Below are 25,285 nucleotides of genomic sequence, written 5' to 3'. Positions count from 1 at the left end.
GGAGAAGTATGTCCCCATTCGCATCATTTGTGAAGGGGGTGTGGCGATTTTTTTCAACGGATGTTGCATCCGTTCATCCATCGCGCTGCGGGAGGACCCCGCGAAGAGCAAGAGCAGTCGAGCGTGGCTATGCCGGGCGTCCTGCCCGGCCCCCTCCGGGCCGTCGCAAGCGACGTTGGCAACGGCTCCTGCCGTTGCCTTCGACTCTACAAAAGGAAGGGCCGGCTGCGCCGGCCCTTCCCTGGTGTCAGGCAGCGACCAGGCGCACGCGGGCGAAGGTGCGCTTGCCGACCTGCAGCAGGCCTTCGAAGCCCGGCTGCAGCACCTGCTGGCCGTCTTCGACCACTTCACCGTCCACCTTCACCGCGCGCTCCTTGAGCTTGCGGTTGGCTTCGGAGTTGCTCGGGGTCAGGCCGGCCGCGGTCAGCAGCGCGGCGATGCGCAGGCCTTCGGCCGGGATCGCCACGTCCTGCAGCGGCAGCTGGGTGATGTCGCCCTGCCCGGTCACCGCCGCTTCCCAACCGGCAACCGCCTGTTCGGCCGCTGCGGCGTCATGGAAGCGGGTCGCCAGTTCACGCGCCAGGCGCAGCTTGACCACGCGCGGGTTCAGGCCGCCATTGGCCACCTGCTCGCGCAGCTGTACGGCTTCGGCCTGGCTGATGTCGAAGGACAGCAGCTCGATCCAGCGCCACATCAGGGTGTCGTCCACCTTCATGGTCTTGGTGACGATGTCGATGGCCGGCTCGCTGATACCAATGTAGTTGCCCAGCGACTTGGACATCTTGTTGACGCCGTCCAGGCCTTCCAGCAACGGCATGGTCAGCACCACCTGCGGCCTCTGGCCGTGGTGCTCCTGCAGGCCGCGGCCCATCAGCAGATTGAACTTCTGGTCGGTGCCGCCGAGCTCGACGTCCGCTTCCAGGGCCACCGAGTCGTAGCCCTGCACCAGCGGGTACAGGAACTCGTGGATGGCGATGGACTGCTGGGCGGCATAGCGCTTGGCGAAGTCGTCGCGCTCGAGCATGCGCGCCACGGTGTGCTGGCCGGCCAGGCGGATCATGTCGGCGGCGCCCATCTTGCCGAACCACTCCGAGTTGAAGCGGACTTCGGTACGGTTGCGGTCCAGCACCTTGAATACCTGCTCTTCATAGGTACGGGCATTGGCCAGCACGTCGTCCTTGCTGAGCGGCTTGCGGGTCAGGCTCTTGCCGGACGGGTCGCCGATCATGCCGGTGAAGTCGCCGATCAGGAAAATGACCTGGTGGCCGAGGTCCTGGAACTGGCGCATCTTGTTCAGCAGCACCGTATGGCCCAGGTGCAGGTCGGGCGCGGTGGGGTCGAAGCCGGCCTTGATCCGCAGCGGGCGGCCTTCCTGCAGGCGCGCACGCAGATCCTCGAGCTTGAGGATCTCGTCGGCACCACGGCCGATCAGGGCAAGGGCTTCTTCAATCGAGGACACGTGACTACTCCCGGCAACGCCGATTCTTGTGTGGGGTGTTAAAGCAAAGTTAACCCGATTGGCTTCACAAAAGCCAATGGGCACAAGGGTTTGACGCGGTTTTCTCAGGTGTCTATGGTAACCGGCGATCAGGCCCGCGCTCCCGGGCTGCCAGGAAAAAACCGCCGATGCACAATTCCGAACAAGGGCGCGCACGCAAGCAGCGCTTCCAGGAACGCCTCCACGTCCTGCACGACAACGCCCTGCATCGGAAGCTCAGGCAACATCTTCCCGCCGCCTTCAATGAGCGCTGGACGCGCCGCCATTGGATGCATGCCAGCCTGTTCGCGACCATCGGCGCCCTGGTGGCGACGATCGTTCCCGGCTTCTCGCACACCATCGATGCGCCCTTCGCCGACAGCCACACCAGCCTGGCGCTGCCGTTGCCGCCGCTGACCATGGCCCGCCAGCAGCAGGTGCCCGGAGACAGCTGGCAGGTGCTGCGGGTGCAGCGCGGCCAGACCCTGAGCGACCTGTTCGACAAGGCCGGCATTCCGGCCACCACCCTGCACCGGGTACTGGACCACCCAGGTGCACGTGAGGCGCTGACCAAGCTGCGCCCGGGTGCCGAGATCGCCTTCGACATGCCGCTGTCCGGTGACCTGCGCAGCATCCGCTTCGACCGCGATGCCGACAACCGGGTGGAACTGAGCCTGGCCGGCGATGACATCAAGGAGAAGGTGACCAAACGCGAGACCTCCACGCGCACGGTGGTCACCAGCGGCGAGATCACCAGCTCGCTGTATGCCGCGGCCCGCCGCGCCGGGCTGTCGCCGTCGGCGATCGCGACGATGACCGACGACATCTTCAAGTACGACATCGACTTCTCGAAGGACCTGCAGCCGGGCGACCGCTTCAGCGTGGTGATGGATGAAACCTGGCGCGAAGGCGAGAAGGTGGACACCAGCAAGATCCTGGCGGCGACCTTCACCACCGGTGGCAAGACCTATTCCGGCTTCCGCTTCGACCGCAACGGCAAGTCCGAGTACTACGACATCAACGGCCGTTCGCTGAAGAAGAGCTTCATCCGCATGCCGATCCCGTTCGCACGGCTGAGCTCGACCTTTGGCGCGCGCAAGCACCCGGTGCTGGGCAAGATGCGCATGCACAAGGGCGTGGACTACGCCGCGCGCACCGGCACCCCGATCATGGCCGCCGGCGACGCCCGCGTGCAGTTCGCCGGGGTGCAGCGCGGCTACGGCAACGTGGTGATCCTCGACCACGGCCGCGGCCACACCACCCTGTACGGCCACATGTCGCGCTTTGCGAACATCAAGACCGGCCAGCGTGTGGCCCAGGGCACGGTGATCGGCTATGTCGGCTCGACCGGCCTGGCGACCGGCCCGCACCTGCACTACGAATTCCGCGTCAACGGCGAGCACCGCAACCCGCTGACCGTGACCATGCCGCCGCCGGAGCCGCTGAAGGGCGCCGAGCTGGTCGCCTTCCGCGCGCAGACCGCACCGGCGATGGCGCGCATCCAGGGCATGGAGAAGCTGATCTACGCCGACGCCAGCCCGGCACCGACCAGCCGCGACGAGGCCGCCCCCGAGGTTGCCAGCGCCAAGGACAAACAGGCAACCGGCCGCAAGCGCGGCTGAGCCCCTGCGTTGACGAAGAAGGACGCGGCAGCCCAAGCTTGCCGCGTCCTTTTTTTATGCCTGCCATGAACACAACTGTCGACGCTGACGCCCCCCTGTACCTTGGCCTGATGTCGGGCACCAGCGCCGATGGCATCGATGCCGCGCTGGTGCAGTTCCCCAGCGGCGCTGGCTGCCGCTTCGTGCATGGCCTGACCGCCCGCTGGGAGCCGGTGCTGCGGGCGCGGCTGGTGGCACTGGGCGAAGGGGGCCCGCTGGACTCGCTGGAGGAGCTGGGCGAACTGGACGCGCGGATCGCGATCAGCTTCGCTGAAGCCGCCAATCAACTGCTGGCCGAGGCCGGTGTGGACCGCAGCCAGGTCCGCGCGATCGGCTCGCACGGCCAGACCGTGCGCCATCGCCCGCTGGCCAATCCGGCCTTCACCGTACAGCTGGGCGACGGCAACCGCATCGCCGAGCTGACCGGGATCACCACGGTGTGTGATTTCCGCCGCCGCGACGTGGCAGCCGGAGGCCATGGTGCGCCGCTGATGCCGGCCTTCCACCTCGGCATGCTGGGCACGGCTGATGAAGACCGCGCCGTGCTCAACCTGGGCGGGATCGCCAACCTGACCCTGATCCCGCGCGAAGGCGCGGTGCGTGGCTTCGATACCGGCCCGGCCAACGCGCTGATGGATGCCTGGTGCCAGCGCCACACCGGCCGCACCTTTGATGCCGACGGCGCGTATGCCGCCAGTGGCGCGGTGGACGAGAGCCTGCTGGCGGGTTGGCGTTCGGAGCCGTGGTTCGCGCTGCCGCCGCCGAAGAGCACCGGCCGCGAACAGTTCCACCTGGCCTGGGCCGAGGCCCACATGGGCGAAGGCCAGTACGCTGCCGCCGATGTGCAGGCCACCCTGCTGGAGCTGACCGTGGCGACGGTGGCCGATGCGCTGCTGGCGCAGCAGCCGCAGACCCGGCGCCTACTGGTCTGCGGCGGCGGGGTGCGCAACCGGCAGCTCATGAAGCGGCTGGCTGCACGGCTGCCGGGGGTGCAGGTGGAGTCCAGCGCAGTGCATGGGCTGGACCCGGAGTACGTGGAAGCGATGGGCTTCGCCTGGCTGGCGCAGCGGACGATGGACGGGCTGGCCGGCAACCTGCCGGGCGTGACCGGGGCAACGGGGCCGCGGATCCTGGGGGCGATCCACCTGGCGTGAGGTGGTCATCCACGCATGGCGTGGATCTACCGGGAACGGCGGTCGAGCGTGGCTCGACGCTACATGGGCACTAATCGAAGCCCTGCCCTGCGGGCAGGGCCTGCAGGGCGGCGATGGCGTCGGAGAGCGCGTTCACTTCGGGATCGCCGAAGCCGGAGCGGACCTCCAGTTCACTGCCGAACAGGCCCTGCTCCAGCAAGGCGGCGCAGGTCTGTTCGTGGGTCCAGCCGCGGGCAACCGCGACACGTCGGATACGTTCCAGCAGCAGCGGGTCCAGGTCCCGCAGCACAACGTCGGCCATGCTCACTTCCCCGTTCGCAAGGCACCGCCCCCTCGGCGCGTCGGGGGCGATGATCCCGCAGACCGGGCGGGCAGGCAATCAGGCGACCGGCGGTGGCCCACGGTCGGCGATGCGCGGCCACAGCCAGGCCAGCAGCAGCAGGGTCGGCACCACGGTGACCGAGCTGAGAATGAAGAACGTGCTGTAGGACGTGGCTTCGACGATGTAGCCGGAGACACCGCCGACGAACTTGCCGGGCAGGTTGGCCAGCGAGACCAGCAGCGCGTACTGGGTTGCGGTGAAGTTGCGGTCGGTCAGCGACGACATGAAGGCCACCAGCACGGTGCCGGCAAAGCCCTGGAACAGGTTGTCGGCACTGAGCGCGGCATAGAATGCCCACAGCTTGCCTGGGTTGTGCGCCATCAGCAGGAAGGCCAGGTTGGACAGCGCCACGCCCAGTGCGGCCACCAGCAGCATGCGGCGGAAGCCGAACGCGGCCACTGCGATACCGCCCAGGAACGCACCGCCGATTCCCATCCACACGCCGAACAGCTTGGAGACGGTGGCGATGTCGGCCTTGTCAAACCCCGAATCAAGATAGAACGGACCGGCCATCACACCAATGACCTGATCGGGGAACTTGAAGAACCCGACAAATGCGAGCAGCGCCAGCGCCAGTGCCACACCATTGCGGGTAAAGAAGCTGGAAATGGGTTGGACGAAGGCTTCGGCAATGTCGATGCGGCGCTGCACCGCGGTGGCCGGGCGCTCTGGTTCGGCACACAGCAGGGTGGTGACGATCGGCAGCAGCATCAGCGCGGCCATCGCCAGGTAGGCGACGATCCAACCTTCGAACTGAGCCAGGTACAGCGCACCAGCGCCGGCCAGAATCAGGCCGATCCGGTAACCCAGCGTATAGGTTGCGGCCAGCGCGGCCTGCGCAGACTGCGGCGCGATCTCGATGCGATAGGCATCGACCGCGGAATCCTGGGTGGCACCGGCGAAGGAGGCCACCAGTACCCACATCACCAACGGCCAGACCCCTTGCTCGGGCCGCACGAAGGCCAACGCAACCAGGGCCACCAGCACAACGACCTGCGATACCAGCAACCATGAGCGGCGGCGTCCAAGCCCGCCCAGCAACGGGAACGCATAGCGGTCCAGCAACGGTGCCCACAGGAACTTGAGCAGGTAGAAGAAGCTGGCCAGGCTGATCAGGCCGATGCTGCCCAGGTCCAGGCCGACGTCGCGCAGGCGCGTGGACAGGGTCTGCGAAGCGATCAGCAGGAACGGCAGGCCGCTACCGAAGCCAAGCATGGCCATGGTCAGCGCCGACGGGGTACCGAAGGCACGCTTGATTCCTGCCCAGCCCTTGTAGCTGACCGGCGTGGCCGCCTCGGTCACAGGTCGTAGTCCACGATGAACGGCGCGTGGTCGGAGAAGCGCTCGTCGCGGTAGATCGAGCAGCTGCGCAGGCGGTCACGCAGGCCCGGGGTGATGAACTGGTAGTCGATGCGCCAACCGACATTGTTGGCACGGGCCGCGCCACGGTTGCTCCACCAGGTGTAGTCCTCGCCGGTGGGGTTGAGCAGGCGGTAGGCATCGGCCCAGCCACGTCCGGCGGCGACATCGGTGGCCTGGCCATGGTCGGCGCACAGGGCATTGAGCCAGTCGCGCTCTTCCGGCAGGCAGCCGGAGTTCTTCTGGTTGGACTTCCAGTTCTTGATGTCCAGCGCCGAACGCACGATGTTCCAGTCGCCGCACAGCACGTAGTCGCGGCCGCTGCGCGCCCATTCCTCGAGGATCGGCCGCAGCCATTCCATCACTTCGAACTTGAAGCCCTGGCGCAGGTCGCCCGAGCTGCCCGACGGGATATAGAAGGAGACCACGCTGAGGTTGCCGTAGCGCGCCTCGATGTAGCGGCCTTCGTCGTCGAACGGGGCCCAGCCCAGCGAGGTGATCACCTGGTCCGGCTCGCGCTTGCTGTAGATCGCTACACCGCTGTAGCCCTTCTTGGTGATGGCGTCGCGGTAGAAGCAGTGGTGGCCGTCCGGGCGGAACATCGGATCGGTCAGCTGGTCTTCCTGGGCCTTGGTTTCCTGGATGCACAGGACGTCGGCGTCCTGGGCCCGGAACCAGTCGAGGAAGCCCTTGGTCGCGGCGGAACGGATGCCATTGGCGTTGAAACTGATGATGCGCATGCGGGGGACCTGCGGCGGGAAACCGGGCAAGCATACCGGTTGCCCGCCGGGCTGCGCAGTCCGCCAGGCTGGGCCTGGACGGCTTTCACATGGCGCTGGACGAGCGCGAAACGCCCAGCTGGATTAGGATTTGTGCTCCAAATGAAGATGAATCGAGTTTTGATGAGCGACCACCGCCACCGTTTCCTGCAGCTGGCCCTGACCGCCGACGCCCTGCGCTTCGGCCAGTTCACCCTCAAGTCCGGCCGGCTGAGCCCCTATTTCTTCAACGCCGGTCGTTTCGACTCCGGTTCGCTGCTGTCGCAGCTCGGCGCCTGCTACGCCGATGCCATCGATGCCACCGGGATCAAGTACGACGTGGTGTTCGGCCCGGCCTACAAGGGCATTCCGCTGGCCACCGCGATGGCCTGCGAACTGGCCCAGCGTGGTCGTGACCTGCCGCTGTCGTTCAACCGCAAGGAAGCCAAGGACCATGGCGAAGGCGGCCAGCTGATCGGCGCCGACATGAATGGCAAGCGCGTGCTGATCGTCGACGACGTGATCACCGCTGGCACCGCGATCCGTGAAGCGCTGGGCATCATCCGCGCCGCCGGTGGCACCCCGGCCGGCATCGTGGTGGCGCTGGACCGCCAGGAGATCGCTTCGGAAACCGATCGCCGTTCGGCGGCGCAGTCGGTGGCCGAGGAAGCCGGCATTCCGGTGATCGCCGTGGCATCGCTGGCCGATCTGCTTGATTTCGCCTCCGGCAACCCGGAACTTGTGGGTTACCGGCAGCCGCTGGAAGCCTACCGGGCCCAGTACGGCGTCCGTTCGATCCGCTGACCGACCCAGGGGAAAGGTCATGTCCCGAGTTCCTGCTGTCCTCTTTGCCGCCCTGCTGCTGGCCGTGCCGTTCACCGTACCGGCGCAGTCGCGCGACAGCGTCAAGACGGAAAAGAAGCTGTACTGCTGGAACGAGGGCAAGGAGCGGATCTGCAGCGATTCGCTGCCGGCCGACGCGGTCAACCATGCCCGCGAGGAGTTCAACGCGAAGAGCGGCCTGCGCAATGCGCAGGTCCAGCGCGCGTTGACCGACGAAGAGCGCGCCGCCGCCAGCACGGAGGCGGCGCAGCAGCAGCTGGACCTGATGGCCGCGCAGACCCGCCAGCGCACCGAGCAGGCGATGCTGACCACCTATGGCAGCGAGGACGACCTGCGCCGGGTGTTCGCCGAGCGCCAGGAAGTGCTGGACAACAACCTGAAGACCGCCGAGTACAACGTCACCAGCCTGCGTGAGTCGCTGGTGGCGCTGCTGGCGGCCGCAGGTGACCGCGAACTGGCCGGTGGCAAGGTGGCCGACAAGCAGGCCGAGGCGATCCGCCAGCGGCACGTGCAGCTGCAGTCGCAGCAACGGCTGCAAGCCGGGTTCCTGCAGCAGCAGCAGGCGTTGAAGGCCGAGATCGACAGCACCCTGCAGCGCTATCGCGAGCTGAAGGGGCTGGTGCCGGCGAGCCAGGCTCCGGCGGGCTGACCACGCTCCCGTCGCCGGGCATGGCCCGGCGCTACCCAGGGCCTGGTTACGGATTGGCCCACGGAATTTATGCACTCTTTACGCGTCGGCCCGGTCCGGCGCGTAGTGCGTTTATGGGGGGCAGGACGACGATGACGGCCTGAGGTGGAGGGGTTCCACCAGGACGCTATTGCAATGTCCCCCTGGCTGTCGTTGTTGTGTGGCGTGCTGGTGCTGGTCGCCGCCGCCTATCTCCTTTATGTCGTGCTGCGGCCCGAGTCGTTCTGAGCGGAGCCGGCCATGACTGAGATGCTTGTGATTATTGCCGCCAGCCTGCTGCTGGCGTGGCCGCTGGGCCTGTACCTGGCCCGCGTGATGCGTGGCACGCCGATGAAGGTCGACGTGCTGTTCCACTGGATCGAGAAGCCGCTGTACAGGCTGTTCGGGGTCGATCCGTCACGCTCGATGTCCTGGCGCGGCTACGTGCTGGCCTTCGTGCTGAGCAACGTGGTGGTTGCTGTGTTGACCCAGGCGGTGTTCATGACCCAGGCCTGGTTGCCGCTGAATCCGGACCAGATCCCGAACATGCGCTGGGACACCGCGCTGCACACGATGATCTCGTTCCTGACCAACACCAACCAGCAGCACTATTCGGGTCAGGCGCAGCTGTCCTATCTCTCGCAGATGACCGGCATCACCGGCCTGCAGGTGGTGACGCCGATGATGGGCCTGGCGCTGGCAGTGGCGACGCTGCGCGCGTTGTTCTCGCGTGCGCCGCAGGCGGCGGCGACGGGTACCGGCGATGACCGCCAGGTGGCGGTGGGCAACTACTACGTGGACGTGGTGCGCCTGTGCGTGCGCTTCCTGTTGCCGCTGTGCCTGGTGTGGACCCTGCTGCTGACCAGCCAGGGCGTGCCGTCGACGATGACCGGTGGGCCGCAGGCCACGCCGATCGACGCCAGCGCCGGCATGGCCGAACAGAAGCTGCCGCTGGGCCCGGTCGCGGCGATGGTCGCGGCCAAGCAGCTGGGCGCCAACGGTGGCGGCTGGTACGGCCCGAACAGCAGCTTCCCGCTGGAGAACCCGACCCCGCTGTCGAACGCGCTGGAAATCGTCGGCATCCTGTTGGTGCCGATGGCAGTGATCTTCATGATCGGTGCGTTCACCGGCCGACGTCGCTTCGGCGCCCTGGTGTTCAGCTGCATGCTGGGCATGTCGCTGCTTTCCACCGGCGCGATGATGTGGAGCGAAGGACATAGCGCCAGCGCCGCCACGCCGCTGCTGATGGAAGGCAAGGAAGTGCGCTTCGGCGCCGATGGCACCGCGCTGTGGGCGGCAGTGACTACCCAGGTCTCCAATGGCTCGGTCGACGGCATGCACGATTCGCTGGCGCCGCTGAGCGGTGGCATCGCGATGGTCAACATGCTGGTCAGCGCGATCTGGGGCGGCATCGGCTGTGGCCTGCAGCAGTTCATCGTCTATCTGCTGCTGGGTGTGTTCCTAGCCGGGTTGATGACTGGCCGCACGCCGGAGCTGTTCGGCCGCAAGCTGGAGACGCCACAGGTGCGCCTGCTGGCCCTGCTGGTGCTGCTGCAGCCGATCACCCTGCTGGTGTTCACTGCGATCACCTTGGCCGTACCCGGCCTGGCGGGCACCTCCAACTCCGGCTTCCATGGCATCAGCCAGGTCTTCTACGAGTACGTCTCGGCCTACGCCAACAACGGCTCGGGCTTCGAAGGGCTGGGCGACGCCACGCTGTGGTGGAACCTGAGCTGCTCGCTGGTACTGCTGCTGGGCCGCTTCCCGCTGCTGATCATTCCGCTGGTGGTGGCCACACAGCTGGCTGCCAAGCGCCAGGCCCCGGAGTCTGCCGGCAGCCTGCAGATCGAAACCCCGACCTTCGCCCTGACCCTGGTCTCGGTGATCGTCATCCTGACCGTGCTGCAGTTCATGCCGGCGCTGGTACTCGGCCCGATCGCCGACCACCTGAGCCTGGGACTGCACTAAGGACACCCTGATGAGTACCCAAGCAAGTTCAACCCGTAGTACCCATGCAGCGCGCCCTGCCCTGCTGGATGGCGCCGGCCTGCGCCGTGCGCTGGTCGAAGCGGTTCTCAAGCTGTCGCCGATGCATCTGGTGCGCAGCCCCGTGATGGCGGTGGTGATGGCCGGCACGATCGTCGCCGCGATCGTCACCCTGACCGGCAACGCGCCGCTGGGCTTCGGCCTGGCGGTGACCGCGATCCTGCTGGTGACCGTGCTGTTCGGCAACTTCGCCGAAGCCGTAGCGGAAGCGCGTGGCCGTGGCCAGGCCGCGTCGCTGCGGCGTGCCCGCCAGGACCTGGTGGCACGCCGGCTGGCGGCGCCGCAGCCAGGCGCCGCCGAAACCCAGGTGCCGGCCGCCGAGCTGCGCCCGGGCGACCACGTGATCGTCAGTGCCGGTGAGCTGGTGCCGGCCGATGGCGAGATCGTGCAGGGCCTGGCCACCATCAACGAAGCGGCGGTGACCGGCGAATCGGCACCGGTGTTGCGCGAGGCCGGTACCGACCGTTCCGGCGTGATCGGCGGCACCAAGGTGCTGTCCGACCAGATCATCGTGCGGGTGACCGCCGAGCCGGGCCACAGCTTCCTGGACCGGATGATCGCGCTGGTGGAAGGTGCCAACCGCCAGAAGACCCCCAACGAGATCGCGCTGACCCTGCTGCTGGCGGCGATGACACTGACCTTCCTGGTGGTGGTGGCGACGCTGCCGGCGATCGGCGCGGCCGTAGGCGTGCAGGTCGATCCGCTGCTGTTGATCGCGCTGCTGGTGTGCCTGATCCCGACCACCATCGGCGGCCTGCTGCCGGCCATCGGCATCGCCGGCATGAACCGTGCGCTGGCCGCCAACGTGCTGGCCAAGTCGGGCAAGGCAGTGGAGGTGGCCGGCGACGTCGACGTGCTGCTGCTGGACAAGACCGGCACCATCACCTACGGCGACCGTCAGGCCAGCCACTTCCATCCGCTGGCCGGCATCGATGCCAGCCAGCTGCGCGAGGCCGCACTGCTGTCCTCGCTGGCCGACCCGACCCCGGAAGGCAAGTCGATCGTGCGCCTGGCGCGCGAACAGGGCTGCGCTACCGCCGAACCGCACCACGCCGAGTACCTGGCGTTCAGTGCGCAGACCCGCATGTCCGGCGTGGACCTGGAACATGGGCGGCAGATCCGCAAGGGTGCCGCCGATGCGATCCGTGCCCACGTGCAGGCGCTGGGCGGCAACGTGCCGGCGGAACTGGCCGGGCGCGTCGAGCAGGTCGCACGCAACGGTGCCACCCCGCTGGTGGTGGCCGAGGGCCGCCACGTGCTGGGCGTGATCGAGCTGTCGGACGTGGTCAAGCACGGCATGCGCGAGAAGTTCGCGCAGCTGCGGGCGATGGGTATCCGCACGGTGATGATCACCGGCGACAACCCGCTGACCGCCGCCGCAATCGCCGCCGAAGCCGGCGTCGACGACTACATCGCCGAGGCTCGCCCGGAGGACAAGCTGGCACGCATCCGCCAGGAGCAGGCCGGCGGCCGCCTGGTGGCGATGGTCGGCGATGGCACCAATGACGCGCCGGCGCTGGCCCAGGCAGACATCGGTCTGGCGATGAACTCCGGTACGCAGGCGGCGAAGGAGGCCGGCAACATGGTCGACCTCGATTCGGACCCGGCCAAGCTGCTGGCGGTGGTGGAAGTAGGCAAGCAGCAGCTGATCACCCGCGGCGCGCTGACCACCTTCTCGCTGGCCAACGACGTCTCCAAGTACTTCGCGATCCTGCCGGCGCTGTTCGCCGCCTCCGTTCCGACCATGGCCGCCTTGAACGTGATGCAGCTGTCGAGCCCGCGCAATGCGGTGCTGGCAGCGCTGATCTTCAACGCCCTGGTGATTCCCGCCCTGATCCCGCTCGCCCTGCGTGGCGTGCGCTTCCGCCCGGCCACTGCAACCGCACTGCTGCGCCGGAACATGCTGGTGTACGGCCTCGGCGGCGTGCTGCTGCCGTTCGCAGCGATCAAGGCGATCGACCTTCTTCTTGTCCTGGTATTCGGCGCATGAACCGTACTGCTTCCACTTCATCTTCCCTTCCGCGCGAACAGAAGGCCGAGGCCCGCGTGGCCAGCCTGCAGGATGGTGCCAGCTGGCGCCCGGCGATCGGCCTGGGCCTCGCCACCCTGCTGCTGGCCGGTGCAGTCTACGCCGGTATCGCCACCGGTTTTGCCGGCCTGGCCTACCCGACCCAGGCCGAGGGCAGCCTGCTGCGCGATGGCAACGGCCAGGTACGCGGCTCGGCATGGTTGTCGCAGCCGTTCACCGGTGACGGCTACTTCCAGGCACGTCCGTCGGCAGCCAACTACGACCCGATGGCCGCGGCCGGTTCCAACATGGCGCGCAGCAATCCGGCCCTGGCCGAGCGTGTTGCCGCCAGCACCGCTGCGGTGGCCGCGCGCGAAGGCGTCACCCCGGCGCAGGTACCGGCAGACCTGGTCACGCAGTCCGCAGGTGGCCTGGATCCGCAGCTGTCGCCGGCCGCGGCGCAGCTGCAGGTGGCACGCGTGGCGCGCGCCCGTGGCCTGCCGGTGGAACGCGTGCAGGCACTGGTGCAGGCGCATACCGAAGGTCGCCAGTGGGGCCTGTTCGGCCAGCCGCGGGTGAACGTGGTGACGCTGAACTTCGCGCTGGACCACGCGGCCAAGGCACCGTGATGCCGGCCTGCACCGGCTGCGCGCACAATGGCCCCCATGACTGATGCGCGTACCCGCCAGGCCGATGCCCTGGTCGAAGGCCTGCAACGCGAAGCCGGCGGCAAGCTGACCGTGTTCCTCGGTGCGGCGCCGGGCGTGGGCAAGACCTACACCATGCTGACCCGCGCACAGGAACAGCTGCGCCGCGGTGTCGACCTGGTGGTGGGCCTGGTGGAAACCCACGGCCGCGCCGATACCCAGGCGCTGCTGGAGGGCCTGCCACAGCTGCCGCTGAAGGCAGTGGCCTACCACGGCCACACCCTGCAGGAGATGGACCTGGATGCCGTGCTGGCACGGCATCCGGCGCTGGTGCTGGTGGACGAACTGGCCCATCGCAATGCGCCCGGCAGCCGCCATGAGCGGCGCTGGCAGGATGTGATGGAGCTGCTGGACGCCGGCATCGACGTCTGGACCACGGTCAACATCCAGCATCTGGAAAGCCTCAACGACGTGGTGATGCGGATCACCGGCGTGCGCGTCAGCGAGACCGTGCCGGACGGCGTGCTCGACCGCCTGCACGACATCGTGCTGGTCGACCTGCCGCCGCGCGAACTGATCGCGCGCCTGCAGCAGGGCAAGGTCTATGTGCCCGAACAGGCCGCACAGGCCCTGCAGGCATTCTTCTCGCCGGCCAACCTGACCGCGCTGCGTGAACTGGCGATGCAGGAAGCGGCCGACCGCGTCGACAGCAGCCTGCGCGAAGCACGCGCTGCACGCGGCGAGAGCAACCTGCCGCTGCGTCGCGGCGTGCTGGTGGCCATTGATGGCGGCGGTCAGAGCGAATACCTGGTGCGGGTGGCGCGTCGCATCGCCGAACGCCGCGATGCGCCGTGGACGGTGGTGACCGTGCAGGGCCGGCGCCAGGATGACGCGACCCGACGCGAAATCGATGCGGCCTTCGCACTGGCACGTCGGCTGGGCGGCGACGCCGAACTGCTGCACGGATCGAGCATCGCCGATGCCCTGCTTGACCATGCCGCACATAACGGCGTGTCGACCCTGGTACTGGGCCGCACCCGCGAGCGACCGCTGGCGCGGATGTTCAACCGCACCCTGACCCAGCAGCTGATCCAGCGCGGCGCGCATTACGAGATCACCATCATCAGCACGCCGCAGGCACGTGCGCGCTCGCGCCGCGAGGGCCTGCTGCCGCCGGTGCGCGGCATCAGCTACGAACCGGCGCAGGCACTGATCGCCACCGCGTTGGCCTGTGCGGTGGCATGGCTGGCCGAACGCTGGGTGGGCATGGCCGACCTGTCGATGGTGTTCATCGTGGCGGTGGTAGTGGTGGCCGCGCGCACGCGCGCCAGCGTGGCGGTGATGGCGGCGATCCTGTGTTTCCTCGCCTACAACTTCCTGTTCATCGCACCCCGCTTCACCTTCGCCATCGGCGCGCGCCAGGGCGTGATCACCGTGTTCCTGTTCCTGGCCGCCGCGCTGGTGGCCGGACGCCTGGCCTCGCGCCTGCGCATGCAGGTGATCGCGCTGCGTGCGGCGAATCGACATGCGCGTGCGCGCCAGCAGCTGGGACGGCAGCTGGCCAGCGCGGCCGGCAACGGCGAGGTGGCGCAGGCGGGTCGGCATGCACTGGAACAGGCCATGGACGTTCCAGCCTGGCTACGGATCGGCGCCGATACCGCAACCGGTGGCCGCAGCCAGCCCGGCGACACCGACCTGGCCGCCGCCGACTGGGCGCTGCGCCATGGCCAGCCCAGTGGGCGCTTCACCGATACCCTGGCCGGTGCGCAGTGGTGGTTCCTGCCGCTATTGGATGGCGAGGACCGCGCGATCGGCGTGGCCGGCCTGTACCTGCCCGGCGCACAGGCGCGCCTGCTGCCCGAACAACGGCAGCTGGCCGAAGCAATGGTCGATGACATCGCGCAGGCCGCGCTGCGCACGCGGCTGGTGGCGGAACTGGAGCAGGCGCACGTCAGCAACGAGACCGAGCGGTTGCGCTCGGCGCTGCTCTCTTCGGTGTCGCACGACCTGCGCTCGCCACTGGCGGCGATGATCGGCTCGGCCGACAGCCTGGCCAGCTATGGTGCGGCAATGGATACGGCCGATCGCCGTGCCCTGCTCGACACCATCCTGGTCGAGGGCGAACGGCTGGACCGCTACATCCAGAACCTGCTGGACATGACCCGCCTCGGCCACGAGGGATTGAAGATCAACCGCGACTGGATCGGCGTGGACGAACTGATCGGCTCGGCCGCACGGCGCCTGCAGCGCTACCAGCCGAAGGTGCGGCTGGAGCTGGACATTCCGGCCACGCTGGCGCCGATCTGGGTACACCCGGCGCTGGTCGAACAGGCGGTGTTCAACGTGATGGAAAACGCGGCCAAGTTCTCACCGCCGGATGCTGCCGTGCAGGTGCAGGCGCGTGAACTGGACGGCCAGCTGCGCATCGACGTGATCGATGCCGGCCCCGGCATTCCCGACGACGAGCGTGCGCGCATCTTCGACATGTTCTACAGCGTTGAACGTGGCGACCGTGGCCGCCATGGCACCGGCCTGGGCCTGACCATCTGCCAGGGCATGATCGGCGCGCATGGCGGCAGCGTGCAGGCGCTGCCCGGACGCGACGGTCGCGGTACCCTGATCCGCATCACCCTGCCCCTGCTCAAGCCAGCCTCCCACGATGAGCCCGACCCCGATTGATGCCAGCGTGCCGGCCGCGCGCGTGCTGGTGATCGATGATGAAACCCAGATCCGCCGGTTCCTGGACATCAGCCTGCGCGCGCAGGGCTACCAGGTGCGGCAGGCCGCCACCGGCCAGGAAGGCCTGCAGCTGGCCGCCAGCGAGGACATGGATCTGGTGATCCTGGATATCGGCCTGCCGGACATGGAAGGCCACGAGGTGCTGGAACAACTGCGGCAGTGGAGCCAGGTGCCGGTGATCATGCTGACCGTGCGTGCCGGCGAGGCGGAGAAGGTGCGTGCGCTGGATACCGGCGCGAATGACTACGTGACCAAGCCGTTCGGCACGCAGGAGCTGATGGCGCGGGTGCGGGCGCTGCTGCGCACGCGCAGCGTACCCAGTGATGGCACGCCACCGGTATTCGACGATGGCCACCTGCATGTGGACCTGGTCCGCCGTGAAGTGGCGCTGGATGGCGAGCCGGTAGCGTTGACCCGCAAGGAGTACGCGCTGCTGTCGCTGCTGCTGCGCAACGCCGGGCGGGTGGTGACCCAGCCACAGATCCTGCAGGAGATCTGGGGCCCGACCCACCAGCACGACACCCATTACCTGCGCATCCTGGTCGGCAAGCTGCGGCACAAGCTGGGCGATTCAGCGCTGGATTCGCGCTACCTGTTCACCGAACCGGGCGTCGGGCTGCGGTTCAAGGGGTGAGGGTGTGCCGACCAACGGTCGGCACCCACCAAAGCGAATCCGGAAGAGCATCCACGCATGGCGTGGATCTACTGTGTCGACCAAGGTCGACACCTACCAACAGCGGTCCATGCCGTTCCGACAGATCGCGGAAATTGTCAGGGGTGGGGCGGTGTCGGAGTGCGGGGTGTCAGGCTGCCAAGCCTACAGGGACGTACTTGCGGCGTCCCCGCACTCCGACACCGCCCCGCCATCCCGCGGATAGCTCGCTTTTGATGTTGATGTTGATGTTGCTGCTGCCGTTGCTTCGGCGGGCGCCGGGCGCAGCCCGGCCCCACCTCAGAACCCCAGCGGGGTTTCGCCCAGCACCGGCTGCAGCTGGCTGCGGAACAGCGCCTGGATGCGTTCCAGCGCCGCCTCGTCATTGCCCTCGAAGCGCAGCACCAGCACCGGCGTGGTGTTGGAGGCGCGCACCAGGCCCCAGCCATCGGGGAAGTCCACGCGCAGGCCATCGATGGTCGACAACCGACCGCCCACATACGGGTTGTCCGGCGACTGCGCCGCCGCCACCAGCATCGCCACCAGCGCGTGCGGCGTACCGTCGGCCACCGGCACCTTCAGTTCCGGCGTGGCCACCATCTCCGGCAGCTCTGCCAGTACCTCGTCCGGAGTCTCCTCGCGCTGGGCCAGGATCTCCAGCAGGCGCGCAGCCGCATACAGGCCATCGTCGAAACCGAACCAGCGCTCCTTGAAGAAGAAGTGGCCGCTCATCTCGCCAGCCAGCTCAGCATCGGTCTCGCGCATCTTCGCCTTCATCAGCGAATGCCCGGTCTTCCCCATCAGCGGGCTGCCACCATTGCGCAGCACGTGGTCGGACAGCTTGCCGGTGCACTTCACGTCGTAGATCACCATCGCGCCCGGATTGCGCATCAGCACGTCGGCGGCGAACAGCATCAGCAGGCGGTCGGCATAGATGATCTTTCCTTCGCCGGTGACCACGCCCAGGCGGTCACCGTCGCCATCGAAGGCGACGCCGAGATCGGCACCGAAGCGCTTCACCGTCTGCACCAGGTCTTCCAGGTTGGCCGGCTCGCTGGGGTCGGGATGATGGTTGGGGAAGGTACCGTCGACATCGCAGTACAGCGGGATGACTTCCGCACCGATCGCTTCCAGCAGCTGCGGCGCGAGCGCGCCGGCCACGCCGTTGCCGGCATCGGCCACGACCTTCAACGGGCGGTCCAGCTGCACGTCGTCGGCAATGCGCTGGATGTAGTCGGCGCTGACATCGCGCTGCTGGTAATCGCCCGGCTCGGCGGCCTGTACCAGGCGGCCTTCGACGATGCGCTGGTACAGATCGGTGATGGCATCACCGGACAACGTCTCGCCGCCGATGACCACCTTGAAACCGTTGTACTCGGGCGGGTTATGGCTGCCGGTGACCGCCACGCAGGTGCCGGTACGCAGATGGAAGGCGGCGTAGTACACGACCGGGGTCGGTGCCAGGCCGATGTCGATCACCGCGCAACCGGCGCGCCTCAGGCCCTCGGCCAACCCTGCGGCCAGTTCCGGGCCGGACAGGCGGCCGTCGCGGCCGATCACCACCTCGCGCAGGCCCTGCTCCAGGGCCACGGTGCCGATGGCCTGGCCGATCAGCGCCGCCGTTTTCGGCGTCAGTTCACTGCCAACCACGCCGCGGATGTCGTAGGCGCGGAAGATACCGGCCGCCAGTTCCTCGGCCGGAACCGGTGGCGGGGGCGGCGGTGCACTTTCAGTTGTGCTGGCCTCGGCCACCGGCGGCGGCGCCATCTGCAGGCTCTCGCTCAGGGTCGGGCCATGATCGGCTTCCGCCACGGTCGCCCGGCGCGGCAGCGGCAGCGACTTCGGCAGGCGGCCGCGCCCCACCACCAGCAGCACGGCGATGAACGCCAGCAGCAGCGCAACGATGGCGCTGGCCAGCGAACCCAGGCCCAGCGGACCAGGTTCGACATTGGGTACCGCGGCCACCAGCCGCAACGGCGTCCCCGGAATCGGCCGCGCCAATGCTTCGGCGCTTTCGGCCAGGCCGGCATCGCCCTGGGCGACGAGGTCATGCGCGCCCTGGCGCAGGCCAAGGAAACCGGCCGATGGCGCACTCACCTGGTCCAGCGGTGAGGTCAGCCGCAGCAATGGCTGGCGCACGTAGAGCACCGCCGGGCCGAGACTGCCCAGTTGAACCGGCGCTGCCAGGCCCAGGCGATTGCCACCGCCATCGCGGACCACGCGCAGGCTGGGCTTGCCTTCGGCCAATGCCGCTTCCAGCAGCGCCAATCGCGCATAGCCAAAGGCGGCCGGGTCGGCGTAGGCGTTGGCCAGATCGGCGGCCAGTACCTCGGCGTGCTCGACGCCGGTCCAGCTCTCGCGGACCGCGAGTGCCGCCGCAGCGGCATCACCGGCCTGCAGCGCCTGCTGCACGCGCTCGTTCTTCAGCTGCTGCTGCAGCTGCTTCAGCTGGCCGGCAGCGGCCTCCTGCAGGCCCTGCACGGCCTGGTCACGTGCAGCTTCCAGCGCCTGGCCGTTGGCCTCCTGGCGCCATTGCTGGACTGCGCTCCATCCGAACCAGCCGGCCAGCAGGATCAGCAGCACCCCCAGTAGTGGCGCACTGCGTCCCAACGACCGTCCCCGCTGTCCTTCCCCGATGCCGCTCATCGATGTCCCCTGTCAACGCACCCCGGTGTGGCCGAATCCACCCGTTCCCCGCACGCTGTCGGTGAAAGTATCCACCACCTGCAGGCTGACGCGGGCAATCGGCACGATCACCAGTTGCGCGATGCGATCGCCCGGCTCGATGGTGAAGGCCTCGCGGCCACGGTTCCAGACGCTGATCAGCAGCGGGCCCTGGTAATCGGCGTCGATCAGGCCGGTGCCATTGCCGAGCACGATGCCGTGGCGATGGCCCAGCCCCGAGCGCGGCAGGATCACCGCGCACAGGTTCGGATCGGCGATGTGGATGGCCAGGCCGCTGGGAACCAGCGCGGTGTCGCCCGGCTGCAGGGTCAGCGCGGTATCCAGCGCCGCGCGCAGGTCCATGCCGGCGCTGGCCTCGGTGGCGTAGGCCGGCAGCGGCCAGCTGTCGCCGAAGCGCGGATCGAGCAGCTTGACCTGCAGCGGTTGGGAAGTGGATGCCTGGGTCATGCCTGGAGTCTCCGCGCGATCAGCGCCAGCAGTTGTTCGGCCAGCTCGCGCTTGGAGGTGGCCGGGAATACCTGTTCACCGTCCTGCCAGAAGGCCGTGGCGGCATTGTTGTCGCTCTCGAAACCGCCGCCGCTGATGCCGACCTGGTTGGCGATCACCAGGTCCAGGCGCTTGTCGACCAGCTTGCCACGCGCGTATTTCTCCACGTCGTGGGTTTCGGCGGCAAAGCCGACCACCAGCTTCAGCGACTGCGTCTGCGCAGCCACCTCGGCAAGGATGTCCGGCGTGCGCACCAGCTCGATCACCAGCGACTGGCTGTCGGCGGTCTTCTTCAGCTTCTGCGGCGCGACCTGGCGCGGCGTGTAGTCGGACACTGCAGCGGCACCGATATAGATGTCGGCCGGCAGCGACTTCAGCACGGCATCGCGCATCTGCGCAGCCGAGCGCACGTCCACACGCTGCACGCCGGGCGGCGTCGGCAGCTGTACCGGGCCGCTGACCAGCACCACCTGAGCACCCATCGCGGCGGCGGTCGCGGCCAGGGCAAAGCCCATCTTGCCGCTGCTGCGGTTGCCGACATAGCGCACCGGATCGATGTCTTCATAGGTCGGGCCGGCGCTGATCAGCAGGCGCAGGCCCTGCAGCGCGCGGGTTTCCGGCGCGGCAACGGACGCCGCGCTGCTGCCATTGGCGGCCAGCGCGGCCACGATGTCGTCCGGTTCGGCCAGACGCCCCGGACCGGACTCGCCTTCGGCCAGCGGGCCATCGACCGGGCCGATCACCTGCGCGCCGCGCTGGCGCAGCAGGGCGATGTTGGCCTGGGTGGCCGGGTGCAGCCACATGCGATGGTTCATCGCCGGGCAGATCGTCAACGGCGCGGTACTGGCCAGGCACAGCGTGCTGACCAGGTCATCGGCATGGCCCTGGGCCAGCCGGGCCAGCAGATCGGCGGTTCCCGGGGCAACCACGATGCGGTCGGCCCAGCGCGCCAGCTCGATGTGGCCCATGGCCTGTTCGGCGGCGCTGTCCCACAGCGTGGTGCGGGTGGGCTGCCCGGACAGGGCCTGGAAACTGAGCGGAGTGACGAACTGCTGGGCACCGGCGGTCATCGCCACCTGCACCTGGGCACCGGCGTCGCGCAGGCGCCGCACCAGTTCCAGGGCCTTGTAGGCCGCGATCCCGCCTCCGACGCACAACAGCAGTTTCTGACCTTCCAGCGCGCGGGCCGGCGCGGGGGAAGCGTTGGGGGAGTCAGCCACCTGGAATTCCTGTGCAAACGAGGGCGCTAGCTTACCCGATGGTCGGTAATGTCCCGGTGCAGGGTGCACATAGCGGACAGCTATCAGCAGATGGAGCACGTTGCGCTTGACCCGGGGTTTGCCGGGCATCGGTTTCGGACCTTTCCTATACCTCTGCGGGTCTGCGCTTTTGCAGAATCAGGCATTGGCTGCCGTCTGCCGTGGCCTGTTCGACCTTCGAGGAGCCTCGTGCATCCACGCATCATCATTGCCGACGACCATCCTGTGGTCCTGCATGGCATCCGTATCGTGCTGCAGACCCACCTGATGGACATCGTCGGCAGTGCACGTGACGGCGCCCAGCTGCTGGAGCTGGTGGACCACCACGACTGCGATGCGGTGCTGACCGACCTGTCGATGCCGGGTGACGGCCCGGACGGTCCAGAGCTGATCGACGCGCTGCGCGTGCGTCACCCCAGGCTGCCGGTGGTGGTGCTGACCGGCGCCCGCCATCCCGGGCTGCTGGACGGACTGCTGCGCGAGGGCATCAGTGGGCTGGTCGACAAATGCGCCGATTTCGCCGAACTGCCGCAGGCACTGAACGCCGCACTGGCCGGCCAGGTGTTCGTTTCCCAACAACTGCGCCACCACCTGCAGGCGCGCGACCTGCTGTTCCCGCGCGAACCGGCGCCGCTGTCGGCGCGGGAACAGGAAGTGCTGGATCTGCTGGCGGCCGGGCTCAGCGTGAATGCCGTCGCCGAACGCTGCGGGCGCAGCCCGAAGACCATCAGCCGGCAGAAGGCCGAAGCCAAGCGCAAGCTGGGCCTGCAGAACAACCAGGAACTGTTCGACTATCTGCAGACCCGGCGCGGGTGAGGCATCGCCCGACCCGGTGCTGCGGTGTGCACCGATGGGAGCCGCCACCCGGGCTGGCGATGATGCAGGCATGCCCATCCATGACTGGCCCGAACAGGAACGCCCCCGCGAGAAGCTGATCGCGCGCGGGCCCACGGCACTTTCCGACGCCGAACTGCTGGCCCTGTTTCTCGGCTCCGGGTTCGGTGGCCGCGATGCCGTGCAGACCGCGCGCGACCTGCTGCAGGCGCACGGCCCGTTGCGGGTGCTGCTGGACCGCCCCGCGCGTGACCTGGCCCGCCTGCCCGGGCTCGGCCCGGCGCGCAGCTGTACGCTGGCTGCCGGGCTGGAACTGGCCCACCGCTACCTGGCTGCCGAGCTGGAACACGGCGAAGCGGTCGGCAACAACCCGGCCGCGGTCGGCCGCTATCTGCAGCACCGCCTGCGGGGGCAGGCCCGGGAGATCTTCATGGCCCTGTTCCTGGACAACCGGCACCGCCTGATCGCCTGCGAGGAACTGTTCCACGGCACCATCAACGCCGCACCGGTCTACCCACGCGAAGTGGTGCGGCGCGCCCTGCTGCACAACGCGGCGGCGGTGATCCTCAGCCACAACCACCCTTCCGGCGACCCGGAACCCTCCAGCGCCGATACCCGCATCACCGACGAACTGCAGCAGGCACTGGCGATGGTGGACGTGCGCCTGCTGGACCACTTCGTGGTCGGTGAGGGCCGCCCCGTTTCGTTTGCTGAACGAGGCCTGCTGTCGCCGCCCCAGCCCCGCCTGTTCGGCTGAGCGCCCGCCCTCCAGGCGCCATCGGTCGCCCCCACAGGCAGGTTTCGGTCAGCGTGGCCGCTGGTATCTGCGCTAAAATGGGCGATTCCGCCGCTCATTCTCACAGCAGGCCTCGTGAAAAATCTCCTCCGCGCCCTGATCAGCCAAGGCATCGAAGCCTTGCGCGCCAATGGCACCCTGCCCGCCGACTCCCTGCCGCCGGACTTCGTGGTCGAGCGCCCGAAGACCCGTGACCACGGCGACTTCGCCACCAATGCCGCGATGCTGCTGGCCAAGGCCGCGCGCAGCAATCCGCGCGCACTGGCACAGGCGCTGGTCGAGGCACTGCCGCGCAGCGAGGACGTCAGCAAGGTCGAGATCGCCGGCCCCGGCTTCATCAATTTCCACCTGGCGCCGGCCGCGTACCAGCGTGAAGCCGCGTCGGTCATCAAGGAAGCCCACGACTACGGCCGCAACCTGTCCGGCAATGGCCGCACGGTGGGCGTGGAGTACGTGTCGGCCAACCCGACCGGCCCGCTGCATGTCGGCCATGGCCGCGCGGCGGCGATCGGCGACTGCGTGGCGCGCGTGCTCGACGCCAACGGCTGGAACGCCAAGCGTGAGTTCTACTACAACGACGCCGGCGTGCAGATCGAGAACCTGGCGCTGTCCACCCAGGCGCGGATCAAGGGCATCGCGCCGGACCAGGATGGCTGGCCGGAAGGTGGCTACCGCGGTGAATACATCGCCGACGTCGCCCGCGCCTACATGGCCGGCGCCAGCGTCGATCTGGAAGGCAGCACCGTGGTCGGTGCCAAGGACCCGGACGACATGCAGGCGATCCGCCGCTTCGCTGTGGCCTACCTGCGCAACGAGCAGAATCTGGACCTGGCCGCGTTCGGCGTCGACTTCGACATCTATTTCCTGGAAAGCTCGCTGTACGCCGATGGCAAGGTGGCCGAAGCGGTCGCCAAGCTGCAGGCGTCGGGTCATACCTATGAAGAAGGTGGCGCGCTGTGGCTGCGCAGCACCGACTTCGGTGACGACAAGGACCGCGTGATGCGCAAGTCCGACGGCACCTTCACCTACTTCGTGCCGGACGTGGCCTACCACCTGTCCAAGTGGCAGCGCGGCTACGAGCGCGCGATCACCGAGCTCGGCGCCGATCACCATGGTTCGCTGGCACGCGTGCGCGCCGGTCTGCAGGCGATGGAAGTGGGCATCCCGCAGGGCTGGCCGGAGTACGTGCTGCACCAGATGGTCACCGTCATGCGTGGCGGCGAGGAAGTGAAGCTGTCCAAGCGTGCCGGCAGCTACTTCACCCTGCGCGACCTGATCGAGGAGGCCGGCCGCGATGCCACCCGCTGGTTCCTGATCGCGCGCAAGCCCGATTCGCAGCTGACCTTCGACATCGACCTGGCCCGCCAGCAGAGCAACGACAACCCGGTGTTCTACGTGCAGTACGCGCACGCCCGCGTCTGCAGCCTGCTGCGCCAGGCACAGGAGAAGGGCCTGGTGTACGAACAGGGCAATGGCCTGGCCAACCTCGGCCGCCTGGCCGACGACGCCTCGCTGCTGCTGATGAACGAGATCTCGCGGTACCCGGAAGTGGTGGAGGCGGCCGGCGTGGCGCTGGAACCGCATCTGGTGGCGCAGTACCTGCGTGAATTGGCGCACGCGTTCCACACGTGGTATCACGGGACGCCGGTGCTGGTGGAAGACGCTGCGGATCGCAACGCCAAGCTGACCCTGGCCTGCGCCGCGCGCCAGGTGCTGGCCAACGGCCTCGAACTCCTGGGCGTCAGCGCCCCGGAAAAAATGTAAGCATCAGGAGACGCAGTACACATGGCAGCACGACGCGGCAAAAACCAGGCACGACGCAACAGCAGCAGCCAGGGCACACCCGGATGGGTGTGGCTGGTCGCTGGCGTGGCGATTGCGGCCGTGGTGTTCCTGGCGGCGCCGAACCTGTTCAAGGGCGAAGGCGATGGCTTCCTTCGCGCCGGTCCGCAGCCGAACCCGAACGCGCAGCCTGCCCCGGTCGCTGATGCCGACAGCGATGTCGGCACCCAGCCGGCCGCGCAGCCGGCCACGCCGAAGCCGGCCGAACCGGAAAAGCCGGCCGCCACCCAGTACGACTTCTACACCCTGCTGCCGGGCAAGGAAGTTGAAATGTCCGACGCCGAACTGGCTGCCAGCGCGCGTGCCGAGGACCAGCGCCGGGCCAAGGCCGAAGCGCAGCGCGCGCAGGCGGCACTGGAAGGCAAGCCGGTTCCGCCGCCAGCGGCTACCGCGCCGGCACCGACGGCAACCGCCAGCGTGGCCAGCACCGCGCCGGTGACCGCCACCAGCCGTCCGCTGCCGGCACCGCTGAGCGAACGACCGGCTGCGGCAACGCCTCCGGCCAGCACGCCGACGGCGTCGACCAGCACCGCCGCCGCCACTCCGGCAGCGCGTGCGGAAACCGCGCCGACCGCGGCCACTACCCCCGCCGCTGCGGCACCGGCTGCCGCCGACAATGCCCGCTACATCCTGCAGGCGGGTGCGTTCGGTGCCTCCGGCGATGCCGAAGCGACCAAGGCCAAGCTGGCGATGATGGGCCTGGCGGCACGCGTCGAATCGGCGCAGATCAACGGCAAGACCGTGTACCGCGTGCGCATGGGACCGTATGGCAGTGCAGGTGAACTGTCTGAAGCCAAGCAGAAGCTGGATGGCACCGGCCTGCAGGCGATGGCGATCAAGGCACAGTGAGTCTGCCGAAGTGAATGAAAAAGCCGGGCACAGCCCGGCTTTTTTTTGTCTGTGTAGAGTCGAGCTTGCTCGACTGCCGTTCAAAGCAGTCGAGCAAGCTCGACTCTACAAAGGGCGAAGAGCAGTCGAGCATGGCTCGAC

Annotated in this window: 21 protein-coding genes; 14 read left to right on the top strand and 7 right to left on the bottom strand. The window is 68.2% G+C overall.

The window, feature by feature from the left end:
- Positions 1 to 247: 247 nt before the first annotated feature.
- On the bottom strand, positions 248 to 1,459 hold the full coding sequence (gene tyrS, locus ACZK2R_RS01455; protein ID WP_180838593.1) for a tyrosine--tRNA ligase: 1,212 nt from the start codon (positions 1,457 to 1,459) through the stop codon (positions 248 to 250).
- Between the two features lie 167 nt (positions 1,460 to 1,626).
- Here tyrS and ACZK2R_RS01450 point away from each other — a divergent pair, with 167 nt between their 5' ends.
- Positions 1,627 to 3,099 (top strand): M23 family metallopeptidase, encoded by a 1,473-nt coding sequence (locus ACZK2R_RS01450; RefSeq protein WP_032128447.1) that lies wholly within the window; start codon positions 1,627 to 1,629, stop codon positions 3,097 to 3,099.
- 65 nt (positions 3,100 to 3,164) lie between these two features.
- Positions 3,165 to 4,292 carry an anhydro-N-acetylmuramic acid kinase gene (locus tag ACZK2R_RS01445; protein ID WP_180838592.1) on the top strand — a complete coding sequence of 376 codons (1,128 nt, stop codon included), beginning with the start codon at positions 3,165 to 3,167 and terminating at the stop codon, positions 4,290 to 4,292.
- Between the two features lie 70 nt (positions 4,293 to 4,362).
- Here the strand turns inward: ACZK2R_RS01445 and ACZK2R_RS01440 are convergent, their stop codons facing one another.
- The 3 genes from ACZK2R_RS01440 to ACZK2R_RS01430 form a co-directional block, all read right to left on the bottom strand.
- A complete protein-coding gene (locus ACZK2R_RS01440; RefSeq protein WP_180838591.1) occupies positions 4,363 to 4,593 on the bottom strand; it encodes a hypothetical protein in 231 nt (76 codons plus the stop codon).
- 78 nt (positions 4,594 to 4,671) lie between these two features.
- Positions 4,672 to 5,976: an AmpG family muropeptide MFS transporter gene (locus ACZK2R_RS01435; protein WP_049421491.1), complete on the bottom strand. Its 1,305-nt coding sequence runs from the start codon at positions 5,974 to 5,976 to the stop codon at positions 4,672 to 4,674.
- On the bottom strand, positions 5,973 to 6,773 hold the full coding sequence (locus tag ACZK2R_RS01430) for an exodeoxyribonuclease III (RefSeq protein WP_014035707.1): 801 nt from the start codon (positions 6,771 to 6,773) through the stop codon (positions 5,973 to 5,975). The genes ACZK2R_RS01435 and ACZK2R_RS01430 overlap by 4 nt, the downstream gene beginning before the upstream one ends.
- A 162-nt stretch (positions 6,774 to 6,935) precedes the next feature.
- Here ACZK2R_RS01430 and pyrE point away from each other — a divergent pair, with 162 nt between their 5' ends.
- The 8 genes from pyrE (at position 6,936) to ACZK2R_RS01390 (ending at position 16,375) form a co-directional block, all read left to right on the top strand.
- Positions 6,936 to 7,595: an orotate phosphoribosyltransferase gene (pyrE, locus tag ACZK2R_RS01425; protein WP_010486876.1), complete on the top strand. Its 660-nt coding sequence runs from the start codon at positions 6,936 to 6,938 to the stop codon at positions 7,593 to 7,595.
- A 19-nt stretch (positions 7,596 to 7,614) separates the two neighbouring features.
- Positions 7,615 to 8,283, top strand: coding sequence for a hypothetical protein (locus ACZK2R_RS01420; RefSeq protein ID WP_180838590.1), 669 nt, complete (start codon positions 7,615 to 7,617; stop codon positions 8,281 to 8,283).
- 174 nt (positions 8,284 to 8,457) lie between these two features.
- Positions 8,458 to 8,550 (top strand): potassium-transporting ATPase subunit F, encoded by a 93-nt coding sequence (locus tag ACZK2R_RS01415; protein WP_005407770.1) that lies wholly within the window; start codon positions 8,458 to 8,460, stop codon positions 8,548 to 8,550.
- 12 nt (positions 8,551 to 8,562) lie between these two features.
- Positions 8,563 to 10,269 (top strand): potassium-transporting ATPase subunit KdpA, encoded by a 1,707-nt coding sequence (gene kdpA, locus ACZK2R_RS01410; protein WP_180838589.1) that lies wholly within the window; start codon positions 8,563 to 8,565, stop codon positions 10,267 to 10,269.
- A gap of 10 nt (positions 10,270 to 10,279) precedes the next feature.
- Positions 10,280 to 12,337, top strand: coding sequence for a potassium-transporting ATPase subunit KdpB (gene kdpB / locus ACZK2R_RS01405; RefSeq protein WP_180838588.1), 2,058 nt, complete (start codon positions 10,280 to 10,282; stop codon positions 12,335 to 12,337).
- Positions 12,334 to 12,984, top strand: a complete 651-nt coding sequence (gene kdpC, locus ACZK2R_RS01400; protein WP_049421487.1) for a potassium-transporting ATPase subunit KdpC — start codon at positions 12,334 to 12,336, stop codon at positions 12,982 to 12,984. Before kdpB ends, kdpC begins: the two co-directional genes overlap by 4 nt.
- A 36-nt stretch (positions 12,985 to 13,020) precedes the next feature.
- On the top strand, positions 13,021 to 15,681 hold the full coding sequence (locus ACZK2R_RS01395; RefSeq protein ID WP_180838587.1) for a sensor histidine kinase: 2,661 nt from the start codon (positions 13,021 to 13,023) through the stop codon (positions 15,679 to 15,681).
- Entirely contained in the window at positions 15,662 to 16,375 is a 714-nt protein-coding gene (locus ACZK2R_RS01390) for a response regulator transcription factor (RefSeq protein WP_004153862.1), read from the top strand. The genes ACZK2R_RS01395 and ACZK2R_RS01390 overlap by 20 nt, the downstream gene beginning before the upstream one ends.
- A gap of 318 nt (positions 16,376 to 16,693) precedes the next feature.
- On the opposite strand, the gene ACZK2R_RS01385 is transcribed toward ACZK2R_RS01390, so the two are convergent.
- From ACZK2R_RS01385 to coaBC, 3 genes are read right to left on the bottom strand one after another with little or no spacing between them, the layout of a single operon-like run.
- Positions 16,694 to 19,039, bottom strand: a complete 2,346-nt coding sequence (locus tag ACZK2R_RS01385) for a phosphomannomutase/phosphoglucomutase (RefSeq protein ID WP_180838586.1) — start codon at positions 19,037 to 19,039, stop codon at positions 16,694 to 16,696.
- Between the two features lie 12 nt (positions 19,040 to 19,051).
- A complete protein-coding gene (gene dut, locus ACZK2R_RS01380; RefSeq protein WP_180838585.1) occupies positions 19,052 to 19,525 on the bottom strand; it encodes a dUTP diphosphatase in 474 nt (157 codons plus the stop codon).
- Positions 19,522 to 20,784: a bifunctional phosphopantothenoylcysteine decarboxylase/phosphopantothenate--cysteine ligase CoaBC gene (gene coaBC / locus ACZK2R_RS01375; protein WP_180838584.1), complete on the bottom strand. Its 1,263-nt coding sequence runs from the start codon at positions 20,782 to 20,784 to the stop codon at positions 19,522 to 19,524. Before coaBC ends, dut begins: the two co-directional genes overlap by 4 nt.
- Before the next feature lie 228 nt (positions 20,785 to 21,012).
- Here coaBC and ACZK2R_RS01370 point away from each other — a divergent pair, with 228 nt between their 5' ends.
- The 4 genes from ACZK2R_RS01370 to ACZK2R_RS01355 all read left to right on the top strand — a co-directional run bounded on the left by ACZK2R_RS01370 (position 21,013) and on the right by ACZK2R_RS01355 (position 25,144).
- Complete coding sequence (locus tag ACZK2R_RS01370) at positions 21,013 to 21,639, top strand: response regulator (protein ID WP_180838583.1); 627 nt, start codon at positions 21,013 to 21,015, stop codon at positions 21,637 to 21,639.
- Between the two features lie 70 nt (positions 21,640 to 21,709).
- A complete protein-coding gene (gene radC / locus ACZK2R_RS01365) occupies positions 21,710 to 22,414 on the top strand; it encodes a RadC family protein (RefSeq protein ID WP_032130338.1) in 705 nt (234 codons plus the stop codon).
- Positions 22,415 to 22,528: 114 nt separating this feature from the next.
- Positions 22,529 to 24,217, top strand: a complete 1,689-nt coding sequence (gene argS / locus ACZK2R_RS01360; protein WP_012478915.1) for an arginine--tRNA ligase — start codon at positions 22,529 to 22,531, stop codon at positions 24,215 to 24,217.
- A 21-nt stretch (positions 24,218 to 24,238) separates the two neighbouring features.
- Positions 24,239 to 25,144 (top strand): SPOR domain-containing protein, encoded by a 906-nt coding sequence (locus tag ACZK2R_RS01355; protein WP_049399052.1) that lies wholly within the window; start codon positions 24,239 to 24,241, stop codon positions 25,142 to 25,144.
- The last annotated feature ends 141 nt before the right edge of the window (positions 25,145 to 25,285 follow it).

This window comes from Stenotrophomonas sp. 96582_Sma (genome assembly GCF_056480905.1).
The sequence above is the reverse complement of the archived record's forward strand: the minus strand, read 5'-3'. Positions and strand labels throughout refer to the sequence as shown.

Coding starts and splice junctions, on each gene's coding strand:
- kdpB (WP_180838588.1), top strand. CDS start 10,280: ATGAGTACCCAAGCAAGTTCAACCCGTAGTACCCATGCAGCGCGCCCT.
- ACZK2R_RS01395 (WP_180838587.1), top strand. CDS start 13,021: ATGACTGATGCGCGTACCCGCCAGGCCGATGCCCTGGTCGAAGGCCTG.
- ACZK2R_RS01385 (WP_180838586.1), bottom strand. CDS start 19,039: ATGAGCGGCATCGGGGAAGGACAGCGGGGACGGTCGTTGGGACGCAGT.
- pyrE (WP_010486876.1), top strand. CDS start 6,936: ATGAGCGACCACCGCCACCGTTTCCTGCAGCTGGCCCTGACCGCCGAC.
- ACZK2R_RS01430 (WP_014035707.1), bottom strand. CDS start 6,773: ATGCGCATCATCAGTTTCAACGCCAATGGCATCCGTTCCGCCGCGACC.
- ACZK2R_RS01440 (WP_180838591.1), bottom strand. CDS start 4,593: ATGGCCGACGTTGTGCTGCGGGACCTGGACCCGCTGCTGCTGGAACGT.
- ACZK2R_RS01420 (WP_180838590.1), top strand. CDS start 7,615: ATGTCCCGAGTTCCTGCTGTCCTCTTTGCCGCCCTGCTGCTGGCCGTG.
- kdpC (WP_049421487.1), top strand. CDS start 12,334: ATGAACCGTACTGCTTCCACTTCATCTTCCCTTCCGCGCGAACAGAAG.
- ACZK2R_RS01450 (WP_032128447.1), top strand. CDS start 1,627: ATGCACAATTCCGAACAAGGGCGCGCACGCAAGCAGCGCTTCCAGGAA.
- kdpA (WP_180838589.1), top strand. CDS start 8,563: ATGACTGAGATGCTTGTGATTATTGCCGCCAGCCTGCTGCTGGCGTGG.
- ACZK2R_RS01445 (WP_180838592.1), top strand. CDS start 3,165: ATGAACACAACTGTCGACGCTGACGCCCCCCTGTACCTTGGCCTGATG.
- ACZK2R_RS01390 (WP_004153862.1), top strand. CDS start 15,662: ATGAGCCCGACCCCGATTGATGCCAGCGTGCCGGCCGCGCGCGTGCTG.
- ACZK2R_RS01415 (WP_005407770.1), top strand. CDS start 8,458: ATGTCCCCCTGGCTGTCGTTGTTGTGTGGCGTGCTGGTGCTGGTCGCC.
- ACZK2R_RS01355 (WP_049399052.1), top strand. CDS start 24,239: ATGGCAGCACGACGCGGCAAAAACCAGGCACGACGCAACAGCAGCAGC.
- radC (WP_032130338.1), top strand. CDS start 21,710: ATGCCCATCCATGACTGGCCCGAACAGGAACGCCCCCGCGAGAAGCTG.
- dut (WP_180838585.1), bottom strand. CDS start 19,525: ATGACCCAGGCATCCACTTCCCAACCGCTGCAGGTCAAGCTGCTCGAT.